17 protein-coding genes are annotated in these 12,566 nt (G+C 42.7%); 4 read left to right on the forward strand and 13 right to left on the reverse strand.

Annotated features, from left to right (window positions below; genetic code table 11):
* Positions 1-265: 265 nt before the first annotated feature.
* The 5 genes from BV902_RS17120 to BV902_RS17140 form a co-directional block, all read right to left on the reverse strand.
* Entirely contained in the window at positions 266-709 is a 444-nt protein-coding gene (locus tag BV902_RS17120; protein WP_075992971.1) for a carboxymuconolactone decarboxylase family protein, read from the reverse strand.
* A gap of 243 nt (positions 710-952) precedes the next feature.
* Positions 953-1,759 carry a helix-turn-helix domain-containing protein gene (locus BV902_RS17125; protein ID WP_157626113.1) on the reverse strand — a complete coding sequence of 269 codons (807 nt, stop codon included), beginning with the start codon at positions 1,757-1,759 and terminating at the stop codon, positions 953-955.
* A 130-nt stretch (positions 1,760-1,889) separates the two neighbouring features.
* Complete coding sequence (locus BV902_RS17130; RefSeq protein ID WP_075994847.1) at positions 1,890-2,714, reverse strand: SDR family NAD(P)-dependent oxidoreductase; 825 nt, start codon at positions 2,712-2,714, stop codon at positions 1,890-1,892.
* A gap of 177 nt (positions 2,715-2,891) precedes the next feature.
* Positions 2,892-3,431, reverse strand: coding sequence for a carboxymuconolactone decarboxylase family protein (locus tag BV902_RS17135; protein ID WP_075992972.1), 540 nt, complete (start codon positions 3,429-3,431; stop codon positions 2,892-2,894).
* 104 nt (positions 3,432-3,535) lie between these two features.
* Entirely contained in the window at positions 3,536-4,357 is an 822-nt protein-coding gene (locus BV902_RS17140; RefSeq protein ID WP_075992973.1) for an SDR family NAD(P)-dependent oxidoreductase, read from the reverse strand.
* 157 nt (positions 4,358-4,514) lie between these two features.
* On the opposite strand from BV902_RS17140, the gene BV902_RS17145 reads away from it, so the two are divergent.
* On the forward strand, positions 4,515-5,420 hold the full coding sequence (locus tag BV902_RS17145; RefSeq protein ID WP_083663657.1) for a helix-turn-helix domain-containing protein: 906 nt from the start codon (positions 4,515-4,517) through the stop codon (positions 5,418-5,420).
* Between the two features lie 106 nt (positions 5,421-5,526).
* Here BV902_RS17145 and BV902_RS17150 read toward each other — a convergent pair whose 3' ends face one another.
* Entirely contained in the window at positions 5,527-6,102 is a 576-nt protein-coding gene (locus BV902_RS17150; RefSeq protein ID WP_075992974.1) for a Crp/Fnr family transcriptional regulator, read from the reverse strand.
* Positions 6,103-6,259: 157 nt separating this feature from the next.
* Here BV902_RS17150 and BV902_RS17155 point away from each other — a divergent pair, with 157 nt between their 5' ends.
* Genes BV902_RS17155 through BV902_RS17165 form a run of 3 tightly spaced genes read left to right on the forward strand, consistent with a single transcriptional unit; the run spans position 6,260 to position 8,230 of the window.
* A complete protein-coding gene (locus tag BV902_RS17155; protein ID WP_075994849.1) occupies positions 6,260-6,649 on the forward strand; it encodes a DUF1398 domain-containing protein in 390 nt (129 codons plus the stop codon).
* A gap of 56 nt (positions 6,650-6,705) precedes the next feature.
* On the forward strand, positions 6,706-7,272 hold the full coding sequence (locus BV902_RS17160) for a hypothetical protein (protein ID WP_075992975.1): 567 nt from the start codon (positions 6,706-6,708) through the stop codon (positions 7,270-7,272).
* Positions 7,273-7,294: 22 nt separating this feature from the next.
* Positions 7,295-8,230: a 1-phosphofructokinase family hexose kinase gene (locus tag BV902_RS17165; protein WP_075992976.1), complete on the forward strand. Its 936-nt coding sequence runs from the start codon at positions 7,295-7,297 to the stop codon at positions 8,228-8,230.
* 78 nt (positions 8,231-8,308) lie between these two features.
* Here BV902_RS17165 and BV902_RS27380 read toward each other — a convergent pair whose 3' ends face one another.
* The 7 genes from BV902_RS27380 to BV902_RS17195 form a co-directional block, all read right to left on the reverse strand.
* The gene (locus tag BV902_RS27380) at positions 8,309-8,479 is read right to left on the reverse strand and encodes a hypothetical protein (protein ID WP_157626114.1); all 171 of its coding nucleotides are present in this window, start codon (positions 8,477-8,479) and stop codon (positions 8,309-8,311) included.
* Positions 8,466-8,723, reverse strand: coding sequence for a hypothetical protein (locus tag BV902_RS17170; protein WP_075992977.1), 258 nt, complete (start codon positions 8,721-8,723; stop codon positions 8,466-8,468). The genes BV902_RS27380 and BV902_RS17170 overlap by 14 nt, the downstream gene beginning before the upstream one ends.
* Before the next feature lie 130 nt (positions 8,724-8,853).
* A complete protein-coding gene (locus tag BV902_RS17175) occupies positions 8,854-9,297 on the reverse strand; it encodes a DUF5675 family protein (RefSeq protein ID WP_075992978.1) in 444 nt (147 codons plus the stop codon).
* Positions 9,298-9,311: 14 nt separating this feature from the next.
* Positions 9,312-9,866: a DUF6266 family protein gene (locus BV902_RS17180; protein WP_075992979.1), complete on the reverse strand. Its 555-nt coding sequence runs from the start codon at positions 9,864-9,866 to the stop codon at positions 9,312-9,314.
* A gap of 70 nt (positions 9,867-9,936) precedes the next feature.
* Positions 9,937-10,581 carry a DUF6266 family protein gene (locus BV902_RS17185; RefSeq protein ID WP_075992980.1) on the reverse strand — a complete coding sequence of 215 codons (645 nt, stop codon included), beginning with the start codon at positions 10,579-10,581 and terminating at the stop codon, positions 9,937-9,939.
* A 448-nt stretch (positions 10,582-11,029) separates the two neighbouring features.
* Complete coding sequence (locus tag BV902_RS17190; protein ID WP_075992981.1) at positions 11,030-11,413, reverse strand: hypothetical protein; 384 nt, start codon at positions 11,411-11,413, stop codon at positions 11,030-11,032.
* 100 nt (positions 11,414-11,513) lie between these two features.
* Positions 11,514-12,536, reverse strand: a complete 1,023-nt coding sequence (locus BV902_RS17195; RefSeq protein ID WP_075992982.1) for a hypothetical protein — start codon at positions 12,534-12,536, stop codon at positions 11,514-11,516.
* Positions 12,537-12,566: the final 30 nt, after the last annotated feature.

Consider the following 12,566-nt stretch of genomic DNA (forward strand, 5'->3'; position numbering starts at 1 on the left):
GTTACGCAGTTTTGTTGTGAAGTTCAATTTTTCTTTGTTGTGGAGTTCACCTTTTCGTTCTATTCCGAAGGTTTGCGATGTTGTACCAGAATTCCTACCGTTCCAATGCTGTTACCGGGCCTTGCCCTAATTTTTGGATATCACTGCCGATCAAATCTTTTAAATGCCCTGTTTTGATATGCCTGTGTCCTTTAGGAATTTTTAAATACAGGGAGCTAACGGAATACTTCTGATTTATTGCTACAGCTCCCTGTATTCCTGAGCTCTAATCTTCTATTTCCAGATGCGTACTCAAGGCAATGCGGTTCCAGCCATTGATGGTGACGATGAGCATAATGATCTGAGCAATTTGATTTTCATTAAAAAATTGGGACGCCTTGCTGTAGGTTTCTTCACTTAATCCCTGCTGGTGGATAAGGGTTATTTCCTCGGTCATTGCCAGTATGGCCTGCTCCTCTTCGGTAAAAAATTTGGTCGCTTCCCTCCAGGCACTCACCAAAAAGATACGCTCGGGTCTTTCACCGTTTTTAATGGCATCCTTGGTGTGCATGCTGATACAGTACGCACAGTTATTGATCTGTGATGCACGGATTTTGACGAGCTCTTTAAGCGTTTGCGCGATCTCAATTTTTGAAAGATAACCTTCCAATCCTAACATTGCTTTGAATGCCAGTGGTTCCGTTGTGCTGATGTTAATTCGTTTTTCCATGATTCTTATTTTTTAATTTGATACTACAAATTTGGAAAATGGAGAGCCGGAAAAACTTAAACGGGTTTAAGAAAAATTCTTTTTGCGGATTTCGCTGAGATACCTCATCCAATATACCCGATCCGTGCTTACAGAGCGTCACCTACAGATAGAAGGAAAGTTCTGCCTGCGGATTTCCAGTCGAAGACGTTATAATCAATATGTCCTACTCCACAGAAGCTGCGTGGACCTTTGCACCCCTTGCTACCCTAAGTGATAGGCTATTTCCGCAACTCCCTTCTCTCCCAATCTCAGTAGATTTTTAGACTCCGAAGTCAAAAATATATGGATGAGTTCCAAAGCAGTTTTACCTGTTTCCTGTTTTAGTACGTCACTTAAATAACGTGGCGAAATAAACAGCTGTTCGGCAATATAGGTAACGCTTGGCAATCCGTTTTTTTCCAGAGCTCCTTCATCAATATATTTTTTAAGGATATCATTGAATCTTGCTGCTATTTTTCCAATAACCTGTTCTCGGTCGACAAACTGTCTTTTGTAAAAACGCTGTGCATATTTCAAAATCGATGATATATGACTCAAGATAATCTCACGGCTATATTCATCGGGATTATTAAAATATTCACCCTTAATTTTCGCATGAAGATCCAGAATAATCTGCTCTTCTTTTGGAGAAAGTTGCAGCGCTTCCGTTACATCGTAGTCAAAGAAGCCATAATTGTTAATGCTTTTAAAGAGCTCGTGACCGTTCAGATATTCTTCGTGAATCATCAACATATAGCCTTTTTCTTCAAATTCAAGGTCTTTCATTTCAATGATCTGCCGTGGTTTGGCAAAAAATAGACAGCCATTATCGTGGTCGTATTTTGTACGTCCGTACATAAACATCCCTGATTTTATTCTTTTGAAAGCGATGATGTAACAATCTGTGGTAAATTCCCTATTTCCCAGCGGACAGGCCGCCTGACAGCCAATCATACTGAAGAGCGGATGCTCCGGAGCGTCCCAGCCATTTCCGCTGTGCAATTCTGTAAGGGTTTTATAATGTTTCATTTTATTCTTTTATAGAATGTTCGACAATCTCTTTCTATTATAACTGATTCTCTGAAGTTAAGCTAGAAAAGCAAACCAGTACAACTGTAGCAAGAAAACAATTTCTTTGTGCGGATCATTCCTAATAAATCTAGTGCCCATGTGCGGCAATGCTCACCTCTTTCCAATTTTGGATATCTTTCAATCTTTGGGTGTAAACCTCATTGACCACGTGATATGCAATTTTACCGAACAACAATCTTTGTGGAGGATTTTGATTGTCAATAAGATTCAAAACTGGGTCTACTGTCGATTCAGGTTTTCCCCATGTATCAGGATTGTCCCCTGTTTCCGCAAATGCCTCTCGTATTGGATCGTAATCGGTAATATCCGAAGAAGTCTGCACCGCTGAAGCTCCTGCCCAGTCCGTTGCAAATCCATTGGGTTCAATTAATGTTGTTTTTATTCCCAAATGTGCTGTTTCTGAACCAATCGTTTCAATTAATCCTTCGACTGCAAACTTTGAAGCATTATACAATCCTAAAAGCGGTAGCGTCGTTAAACCCAAAAAGCTGGAAATTTGAATGATATGCCCACTTCTTTGTTTTCTCATCACCGGTAAAATTGCTTGTGCTACCCAAAGTGAACCAAAAAAATTGGTTTCCATTTGGTCTCTCGCCTGCTGTTCTGTTGTTTCTTCCGTCGTTCCGAATAAACCAAAACCAGCATTATTAATCAAAACATCAATTCTTCCAAAGTGTTTTTCTACTTTCTCCACTACTTCAAAAACTTCTGTACGGTTGTTAACATCCAGTTTCACAGGAAGAATGCTGTCACCGTACTTCTCTTTTAAATCCTGCAACGCTTCAATATTTCTAGCGGAAGCAGCAACTTTATCGCCTCTTCTAAGTAAGGCCTCAGCCCATAATTTTCCAAATCCTTTGGAAGCTCCTGTTATAAAAATTATTTTGCTCATTATTTTTTCTTTTTTTGTTAATCCAAAATTATCGTTATGCATACTCATACACTAACTCATTTCAGCTGAAGAATAGCACATAACTACGATATAGCTTTAGCTCTACACCTTAGTTAAAAAGAGAGCTCCTTCAATTTCTAAAAGAAGCTCTCACCAACACGTCAATTAAAACACTTATTATAAACTTTTCGCTACCGGAAAATCAATCGGGATCTGGGTATTTGCAAAAACATAATTCGTAAAACTTCTAAGGGCAACCAAGGCTGTAAGTTCTACGAGCGCTTTCTCATCCAAACCAGCTTTATAGAAGCCTTCCATTGCAGCATTTCCGGCATTACCTTTATTGTTTGCTATCGATTGTGCAAGTTTGATGATGGCATCCAATTTAATATCTTCGACACCTCCCTTTCTGATTGCTAAAGTGTCCTCCTCACTAAAACCATTTAATTTAGCCAGCATGGTATGTGCAGCAAGACAGTAATCACAATTATTTACCTGTGACACAACCAAGTTGATCGCTTCCCTTTCCTTTGCAGTGTAAGAAGAATGATGCGCTAAGGTTGCTTCTGTTTCCAGCATCGCTTTTAAAGCTGATGAAGAGTATCCTATAGTAGCATAAAGGTTCGGGATCTTGCCCATTTTTTTCTCTACTGATGATAAAATGACCTGAGCTTCTTCGCTCAAATGTTCTTTGTTTGGAACTGTAATAGTTTTCATATTCTTATTATTTATTATTGTTTACTTGAATCTTTCAATTTCATCCCCGTCTAAGGACTGATCTTTTAAAGACAAAAATCCCAAATGTGTAAAAAAGCACGGGATTACCCGTGCGCTGCTTCTGAAACATCCTTCCATTCCTTCCACTGTTGAAGTTTTTCACCATACACCTTTTCTGTTTTGACATAACCCAATTTGCCCAGGAATAATCTTAACGGCGGATTTTCACTGTCAATCAGTTTTAATATAGCCGGAATAGTAGCTTCCGGAGTACCGTAATCATCGGGGCCAAGTCCTTCAATTTTAGTTAGGCCTTCTTTCAGCGGATTATAAACATCGAGCGAATCGCCAAAAACTGCCGAACTTCCTCCAAATTCTGTTTTATAGCCATTTGGTTCGATAAGCGTTACATGGATGCCAAAATCTTTTACCTCGCTGGCCAGCGCTTCACTGAGGCCTTCCACCGCAAATTTTGTAGCGTTGTAAATGCCTAAGGTCGGAAGGCTCCATACGCCCAGTACACTTGAAAGCTGGATGATATGCCCATGTCCCTGTGCTCTGAGGATTGGCAGTGCTGCCTGTGTCACCCATAGTGTTCCGAACAGATTTGCATCGAAAACATCCCGGGCTACTTTTTCACCGATTTCTTCCACTGCACCAAAAACGCCATACCCTGCATTGTTGATCACCACATCAAGCTGACCGAAATGTTCCTTTGCTTTGTTTACGGTAGCAAATACAGCTTCTCTATCGGTAATATCCAACTGTAACGGTAATAACTGATCGCCATACTTTTCTGATAATGCTGTAAAAGCATTCGCTTTTCTGGAAGTTGCGACCACGTTGTCCCCACGTTGCAACAGTGCTTCTGTCCAAAGTTTTCCAAATCCTGAAGTTGCTCCTGTTATAAAAATTGTCTTTGCCATGTTGTTATTGTTTAAATTATTATTTGTTATTTTGATAAGACAAAGTTATATCCAGAACCGGCCTCTGCTCTACTCCATATCAGCGGAAGAATAGCACAGATTTACGAAAATGTAATTTTGAAACATTTCAACAAGCAAATTCCTAAAATTAGAGACATTGGAAAAGATCAATCATTATAAAAGCATAACCGAACTTCATGAAAAAAGTGGTTTTGAAACTCCGAAGCATCCACTATTGAGCCTGATGACCTGTAAAGAACTTATGACCTATTCGGTCGGAGAAGACAGGTTCACCGGAGACTTTTATATGGTTGCTCTGAAAAAGATCAAATCGGGCTATGTGCTATATGGCAAAACGAAATACGACCACAGTAATGGATCTACCGTTTTTATGAAGCCAAGGCAGATTATTGAGGTCAGTAATGTACAGTTTGCAGAAAAGGGTTTTGTTATATTTTTTCATGAGGATTATCTGGCCGGCCATATTCTGCATGACCAAATCAAAAACTACGGCTATTTTGAGTATGAAATAAATGAAGCCCTGCACCTATCTCCTGCTGAGGAGGTTATCATGTGGGAGCTCTATGAAAAAATACGCAAGGAATATGACGAAAACTCCGACGAATTCAGCCGTGAAATTATACTGTCACATATTGATTCCATCCTAAAATATTCCGACCGCTTTTATAAAAGACAGTTTGTGGATCGAAGTAATAACGTTTCGGGAACCACGCTAAAAAGGTTCCAGACAGTATTACAGAACTATTTTGATAGGAAGGTACACCTTAAAGGAGGCTTGCCCACCGTAAATTACCTTGCGGGAGAACTTTTTCTATCAAGCAGGTATCTGAGCGATCTTCTTAAACAGGAAACCGGAAAAACCGCTCTCGAACATGTCCATATTTACCTGATTAAAGAGGCGAAAAATCTATTGCTGGGATCGGACAGCAACATTTCTGGCATAGCCTATAATCTGGGATTTGAAAGCCCTTCATATTTTACCCGTTTGTTTAAAAAATTGGTAGGTGTTACACCTGCCCAATTTAAGGAAGCCAAGAATTGATTTCATAATTATGGGTGCTGATGTTGATACGTTTTTCCATGATTTTTATTTTTTAATTTGATACTACAAATTTGAAAAATGGAGAGCCGGAAAAACCTAAACGGGTTTAAGAAAAATTCTTTTTGCGGATTTCGCTGAGATACTCCGGTGTAAAGCCCAGGTAAGAAGCCACGAGATATTGAGGTACGCGCTGGAGGAATGCAGGCTGATTCTTGAGGAATTGACGGTATAGCTCCTCCCTGGAGTGCTCGTAAAGCATCTTCACACGCATCTGTGCTGCAGCATACGCTTTTTGGTACACCATGCGAAAATACTTCTCCATGACCGGGTGCTTTTCCAGCAAATCATCGAAGGCATGCTGGCGAATGACCAGCACTTCCGTAGGCTGTACAGCCTGGATGTAAAATTCTGTGGCGGTCTGATTGATATAAGAGAAGGTCTCTGTCATCCACCAGTTTTCAATGGCGAATTCAGTTGTCTGCTGCACACCCTTTTCATTGATAAAAAATTTTCGCAGAATTCCATCCAGTACAAAATAACTTGATTTGCAGATCTGCCCTTCGGTCAATACGTTTTCTTTCTTCTTAAGGCGCTGCCGCTCAAAATATCCGGTTATATCGACAAATTCATCGTTGGAAATTATTATAAATTTATCCAGGTGTTTTTTGAACTGTTCAAGCATTATTGTACGTCTGTTTCATTATCTTTAGTTCAATTAAGTTAATAAAAAATAAGATAACTTCTGCAACCTCGGTTGGCGCTTTGTTTCTTTAGTTTATTTACTTAACTACCAAATGGGAGGATATTCGAGAGGGGTTAACACTGTAAATCAAGAAAATATGTTTACAATAGAACAAATTAAAACAGCGCATAGCCAAGTAAAATCAGGCGCGGACTTTCCTGCCTATATCCAGGAGATCAAAAAATTAGGTGTTGCCGCTTACGACGTTTTTGTTGCCGATGGCCACAGTGACTATTATGGAGATAATCATTACAAAGCCAGCTCTCCAGCTAGCCATGAACCAATGACCATTGGTGGTACTGTTGACGCTGAACAGTTCAAAAAAGGTTTAAAAGAGCATCAACAGGGCAAAACAGATTACCCCACTTTTATGGCAATGTGCGCAACGTGTGGTATCGAAAAATGGACTGTCTTTCTTGACAAGATGACCTGCGCGTATTATGATAATGCCGGGAATGAAATTCTGGTGGAAGAAATACCGCAGTAACACGATCCGCAATTGCGCAAATACACATCGAAGTTAAATTAAACATAGGAAAGAAAATGGGCCAATACTTTTGGATTGCTATACCAGCGGAGCTATTTTTTCAATATTGCGCGGAAACGATGGAAAAACATCGGGCGCATGCCTATGTTGAGAAGATAAACCGTCGTTCAGGCCAGCGGAATTATGTGAAATATAACAAGGAAAATCAGTCGGCATTTTTGAAAAGCTTTTCATCAGCGGATTATCATGGTTTTTTCCTATCCACCTATCCTTTTTCAGATCAGGAAACCAGTGTAGATTCAGGTGTCTTCTATGACTCGCCTGTAGCCGAATATACCATTGCAGGAAGCGGTGGTTATGAAACGGACCGGACAAGAGAAATTATCCACTTACGGCAGATCATGAAACAAGCGGACAAATCCGCAAAAGCATTTTTTGCAGCCTTGCAGCGCAGCCTCAAAAAGATCCCCGATCTACGCGATACCTTAAGCAGTGGAAATAAAAATTATTTTTACCTGCCAACATCAAAAAGTATCATTCCCCCTAACGCGCATAGCCGGCTTATAACACTACCCTGGGAAGAACACTGCCTGAGCAAAGACCTCGTCTACCAACAGCAATGATTCACATTTATAACATAAACAAATGGCAAAATCTATTTTAACAATCACCCTGAATCCATCCGTAGACAAGAGTACCAGCGTACCACATATCTTTCCTGAAAAGAAATTGCGCTGTGAAAAACCTGTATATGAACCTGGTGGCGGCGGAATTAACGTATCTCGGGCATTGAAAAGACTTGGTTTGGAGTCAACAGCCCTTTTTACATCCGGAGGAAAGACAGGCAGTTTACTCGAAAGCTTATTGAAGCTGGAAGATATTGCTATAGATCCTATTCGGGTGAACGGCGAGACCCGCGAAAACTTTATTGTGGTTGACAGCGCAACGAATCAGCAATATCGGTTCGGGTTTCCAGGCGAACAGTTTGAGTCCAACGAACTGGAGGGGATCAGGACTTCAATTGAGGAAATCACCTATACTCCGGATTTTGTCGTTATCAGCGGTAGTATGCCCGCTGGTATGCCGCCCGAGTTTACACGATCACTGATCAATACGTACAAAACGAAGGGCAGTAAAATAATTATTGATACCTCTGGCGATGCACTTCGCCTTGCACTGGAGGAAGGTGTCTATTTAATCAAACCAAATGCCGGCGAGCTCGCTGCTCTTGTGGGAAAGGAAGAGTTGGGGCATTCCGATCTGGATATAGCCGCCCAACAGCTCATTTCGCAGGGGAAGGCTACGCTAATCGTGGTTTCGCTAGGTGCACAAGGCGCTATATTATATTCAGAAACAGAAAGAATCCAGCTGCCTTCCCCACTGGTCAAGGTACGCAGTACGGTGGGCGCAGGTGACAGTATGGTCGCTGGAATGGTCTCTGTCTTAGCCCAACAGGGAGATCTGGAGCATGTCCTTCAGATGGGTATCGCCTGTGGCTCGGCAACGACGATGGCGGAGGGAACTGGGCTATTCGCGAAGAAAGATGTGGATCGGCTGTTTTCGGAAATAAAGAGTAGATAAAAATTGAAGATGTTGCCTTACACATAAAGATGTTGCTTTACAAAAAGGCGCACAATCCCGTGCGCCTTTTTGTTCAACTCATCTTTTCCGTTTACCCAATTTGGCCAGCAACCTACTTGTGGCGAAACTGACCAGCGTACCCAAAGCAGCCGTCAAGGCGGTCTGTAAAACATCCCCTAGCGAGATACTGGCCCAAATGGAACAGACGGTACCGCCGATGGCCGAAATGCGGATATCATTCACTTTCATCCATCGCGCTCCTTTCTACGGTTTCTTCAGTTCCATCTTTAACGGACCTATTCTTCGGGCCGCCCGCCGAAGGATCCTTATTGTCTTCCTCCGGCAGTGGCTTAGCCTCGTCCAATACCGTTTCCACAATGCCAAGCCCCAGGGCCAGGTATTTTAATAGATTGCCCACCTTACCCGGTAGCTTAACAGGTGCCGCCAATAGTAGCTGCAGCACCTGTCCTACTTTATTAAAGATCTTTTTCATCTGTATAAATTTGTTTTTCAATTGAGATGAAGCTATCAGATTTATTCATTCCCCAATATGATTGAATAAATCATGATGGTTTCATGTTTACTTTTTTAAGGGATGATCAATTTTAGGGCAGATAGCCCGTTCATTCGACTTGTACTTCGACCAGCTCCTGCAGCATTAGTTCGACCACAAGCGGATAGAACTTTTTGTAGGCGACGCCCGAGGCTAACAGGCGATATTCGCCATCTTCCAGCACATATTGCGCGCCTACCAGAATGCAGCCAGCAGTCTCTTTGTAGCTGTTTCCTTTGTGAAAGTAGACATAGCTAAAGTCTGGAATATCAAGTATTTCTAACATACCACGATGCATCTTTGGATAGTCGTCATAATAACGGCCATTCATTGCCCCCTCGCGATTAAAACCCAGCGGGTAATGCCCGGCTGGTATGGCGGTTTCGCCCCTAATTTTCACGGGACGCGGAATATTCTCCAGGCCGTAGCAGACAAACTGATTGTTTACGTAGATCTCGGACAGCGTGCTATGCTTGCCCCGTTTTGTGCGGAGAACTTTTATCGTTGATTTCATACGCTAGCGATTCATTAGAAAAGACCGAGGTATTGACTTCTGGAATACAGGTTTTCATCACGATCATGTAGGAAAAGGTACAGGTGCACCGGCCGATCATGCAGAATGGATGGCAGCTCGATCGTCATTTGGAGATCCTTGCGCAGCACCTGTTGTTCATTGATGGCTGCCTGCTCGCCAATAATATCATAAGCACAGAGTATGACCTGGTCATCCCATTGGTTATAATCTTTAATGTTGGATTCGGTTACATCCCAGCTCAGCTGAATCGTATTGGTCGTACGTACACAGGTATTGACCGCGAGCGGAGACAGCATGCCATTGCTGATTTTTGCGAGGGCGGGCACTACCTCAAAATCCGGATATTCCCCCTGTATCACATTCGTCAGCGTATGTGACATGGCGCGGCCAAAAGCCGCCTGCACCGTGCACTTGCTATGGGCAAAACCTTTGCGGATGAGCGGGTACAGCGGATTTAAAAACCGGCGTGCCAGCCGAAAACGCTCCTGCGCAGCCTCCCTACGTGTCGGATCTGTAACCTGCTTTTTAAACTCAGAAATCACCAGCATGTCTTATCGTTTTGTGTTCAAAAATCAGGAGGAGCCTTATGCTCCTCCCGTTCCATTACTCCATCAGCGGCTAAGCCAGGTCAAACTCCCCCAAATATGTACTTTTGGATACTTTCTCGGCCTTGCGGTCTGTAAAGAAAATCCAGACATGCCCTTTGCCACCGAGCAGGTGGGCCGGAATCTGGATGTCTATTGTACCGGCAGCACGGGTGGGCGGTGTCGGAGCTGTCATAAATTCATCCTTTTCGGGTGAATAAACCAGGATAATGACCTGATCATCGGCCTTGGTCTTGTAAAGACTGTTCAGGATGGTATCCCAGTAGATAGAAAGAATTCCATTATCCACAGCAGCCTCCATGCCGCCGCCGTTGAGGTAAGAGCCCGTACTGATTTCGATCTTACTGTAATCCAAGCTAAAGTTTGGATAAGTACCGGTTACCGCCTGGGCGATATTTAGCTGCAGCGCCACGTTTGTGGGCGTCATCTTTTCGGTTTTGGACAGCCCAAACCCCACCTGTAGGATCGGCGTGATCGGCATCAGAAATTTGGAGATTTTCAGAAAACGGTCCTGTTGGATCAGCTGTTCTTCGGACATCCCTTTCGTCCGCTTTTTGGGCAAACCTTTGAGGTAGTTGATAGATTTCCAGGACGAGGCGATCACCGCGCCGACTTTACCACTTGCTCTTCCGATTACACCATTGTTGATTGTTGCCATGTTGTTTTATTTAAAAAGTTAAACCACATAAAGCTTTCATTTATACCGGTATGTATTGCTTTACTTCGACAAACATACTACATCAAACAGCCCCTTGTCAATAGCGTAAAACAGGTTGGCGGAGACTCGTCGGCGGTAGCCCGACTTTTGTCGGCGGGCTGTCGGAGGCCATTGGATAGCCGGTATAAAATAAGCCATGCAATCGGACATATTCCAGAGACCGAGTCGTCTGGTACTTCAAAAACTACGCACTCGAGCAGCAGTCTCAGCCCTTTGCTTCGGACCAGCTCCGTACCTGCTTCGGATCGACAATAGATATTGTACAGATGCTGAACAGACCTTCACCAGTCTCCAAACAGGAAATTACTGTTCAGCAGTGGTTCAACAGCGGCTGCTCTTTGATTCATCTCCGAAGGCAATACGAAGCAGGTACGAACAGTATAGGGATTTAAGGCATTTGCCGCGGCCATTTTTTATATTCGGTCACATACAGCTGCACCACATCTTTTTTGAGGAAGAGATCCGCATTGCCCTCTTTATAGGTAGCCTTGAGTAGGCCTTTGGCAATACGGCGCTCGATGGTGCGCACACTTTTGCTTAAAAAATAGGCGACTTCGTGGATGGTCATCGTGCCTGTCAGCTTGTGGAGCTCCGTATACTGCTGTTCCTGCAGCAGGTCAAGGATACGGTCCAGCTTAGCTTCTAACGTCGTATTTTCGATGCTTGGTTTTAGTTGAAAAGAATAGTGGATTTTTAGGCGAATACCTGTCGCATTGGACACAAAATGAGTATTAATCTCCTGCTGATCAGGAGATCCTTTAACAAAAAACATAAACGGGTAAGGTTAGCTCGACTAACCGCCGAAATCCAGCGCAGCAGCAGACCTGTTGTCTACTGTGCTCGGTCTATCTAAGTTTATAAAGTGAGATGATTCAATTGAGCGGTAAAAGGTCATCCCATCCCTCGTGCTCTAGGTTATTGACGTTATCCAAAAAATCCTTTAGCTTTTTTTCTTTGCGCATCCATTCGGTTATCTGCAGTAGGTTGCTGATCTCCAATTCCGTCATATTCAACTTGAGGCTGTCAAACACTTCCTTTCGGAACTCCAGGTAAGTGGCATTTGGCAATATTGGTTGACGCACGTGCATCATATTTACCCTACAAGTTTTATTGATGCGAAAATACCATTTATCAAGCCCCCTAGCTTCCAGCTCCTGCATGAAATGCTGGGCTTCCAGACGGGTACCATTGATCAGGACGACTTCCTTTTTTCTTTTTTGGGAAAAATAAAAGGGAACATCAAACATACGTACAGCATCCATCTGCAAGGTATTTAAATTGAATGGCGAATCGTTGTACAACACATCATAGAGTGATCCGATTACGATAGTCCTATCCAATGCACTTGGAGGTGCTATAGTTCCCGCTCTATCTGTTGTGTTTTCCTGCGACATGACCTCTTTCCCTAACAATGCCATAACATTTTCAGTTGTTAGCCACCATAATTTGCCGTTACGAAAAACATAGATCACGTAGGCTATAAAGCCTAGACCAATAAAAGGCATATAATGCAGCAGATAGCTTCTTAACAAGCTGTACGTATCTTCGCTGCGCATATAAGCGAAACAATAGATAATGAAGAGATAAATAGATAGAATCGGTATAGTTGTAGCAAGAATTGCACAGAAGAGCTGACCTTTGGGTATACTCTTGGTCATGACCCTCCCCTTGCTCATGAGTATCAAATCAGGGTATCGCTTCTGCCAATAGGTCCAAAAGGCTTTAAGAAACATCTGCGTGAACACGACCGCAAAACCAATCGCAATAGCAAATGCCACTGTCCACATCCAATAGGTCTGTGTCCAAAATCGATTCAGATAAATACCGTGATTTCCGATTAAATTAAAAAGCATGGAGATGAGTAAACTCTCCACCGTTAGTTTTAATACTTTCATATGCTATGTCAAGCTCTCTTAAATGGCTCA

The organism is Sphingobacterium sp. B29 (assembly GCF_001952815.1).
GTDB classification, from domain to species: domain Bacteria; phylum Bacteroidota; class Bacteroidia; order Sphingobacteriales; family Sphingobacteriaceae; genus Sphingobacterium; species Sphingobacterium siyangense.

Bases quoted from the DNA above. Each gene is read 5' to 3' on its own strand.
- BV902_RS17165 (WP_075992976.1), top strand. From the start codon at position 7,295: ATGGCAAAATCTATTTTAACAATCACCCTGAATCCATCCGTAGACAAG.
- BV902_RS17185 (WP_075992980.1), bottom strand. From the start codon at position 10,581: ATGGCAACAATCAACAATGGTGTAATCGGAAGAGCAAGTGGTAAAGTC.
- BV902_RS17130 (WP_075994847.1), bottom strand. From the start codon at position 2,714: ATGAGCAAAATAATTTTTATAACAGGAGCTTCCAAAGGATTTGGAAAA.
- BV902_RS17175 (WP_075992978.1), bottom strand. From the start codon at position 9,297: ATGAAATCAACGATAAAAGTTCTCCGCACAAAACGGGGCAAGCATAGC.
- BV902_RS17190 (WP_075992981.1), bottom strand. From the start codon at position 11,413: ATGTTTTTTGTTAAAGGATCTCCTGATCAGCAGGAGATTAATACTCAT.
- BV902_RS17135 (WP_075992972.1), bottom strand. From the start codon at position 3,431: ATGAAAACTATTACAGTTCCAAACAAAGAACATTTGAGCGAAGAAGCT.
- BV902_RS17155 (WP_075994849.1), top strand. From the start codon at position 6,260: ATGTTTACAATAGAACAAATTAAAACAGCGCATAGCCAAGTAAAATCA.
- BV902_RS17125 (WP_157626113.1), bottom strand. From the start codon at position 1,759: ATGAAACATTATAAAACCCTTACAGAATTGCACAGCGGAAATGGCTGG.
- BV902_RS17170 (WP_075992977.1), bottom strand. From the start codon at position 8,723: ATGAAAAAGATCTTTAATAAAGTAGGACAGGTGCTGCAGCTACTATTG.
- BV902_RS17150 (WP_075992974.1), bottom strand. From the start codon at position 6,102: ATGCTTGAACAGTTCAAAAAACACCTGGATAAATTTATAATAATTTCC.
- BV902_RS27380 (WP_157626114.1), bottom strand. From the start codon at position 8,479: ATGAAAGTGAATGATATCCGCATTTCGGCCATCGGCGGTACCGTCTGT.
- BV902_RS17160 (WP_075992975.1), top strand. From the start codon at position 6,706: ATGGGCCAATACTTTTGGATTGCTATACCAGCGGAGCTATTTTTTCAA.
- BV902_RS17140 (WP_075992973.1), bottom strand. From the start codon at position 4,357: ATGGCAAAGACAATTTTTATAACAGGAGCAACTTCAGGATTTGGAAAA.
- BV902_RS17120 (WP_075992971.1), bottom strand. From the start codon at position 709: ATGGAAAAACGAATTAACATCAGCACAACGGAACCACTGGCATTCAAA.
- BV902_RS17180 (WP_075992979.1), bottom strand. From the start codon at position 9,866: ATGCTGGTGATTTCTGAGTTTAAAAAGCAGGTTACAGATCCGACACGT.
- BV902_RS17195 (WP_075992982.1), bottom strand. From the start codon at position 12,536: ATGAAAGTATTAAAACTAACGGTGGAGAGTTTACTCATCTCCATGCTT.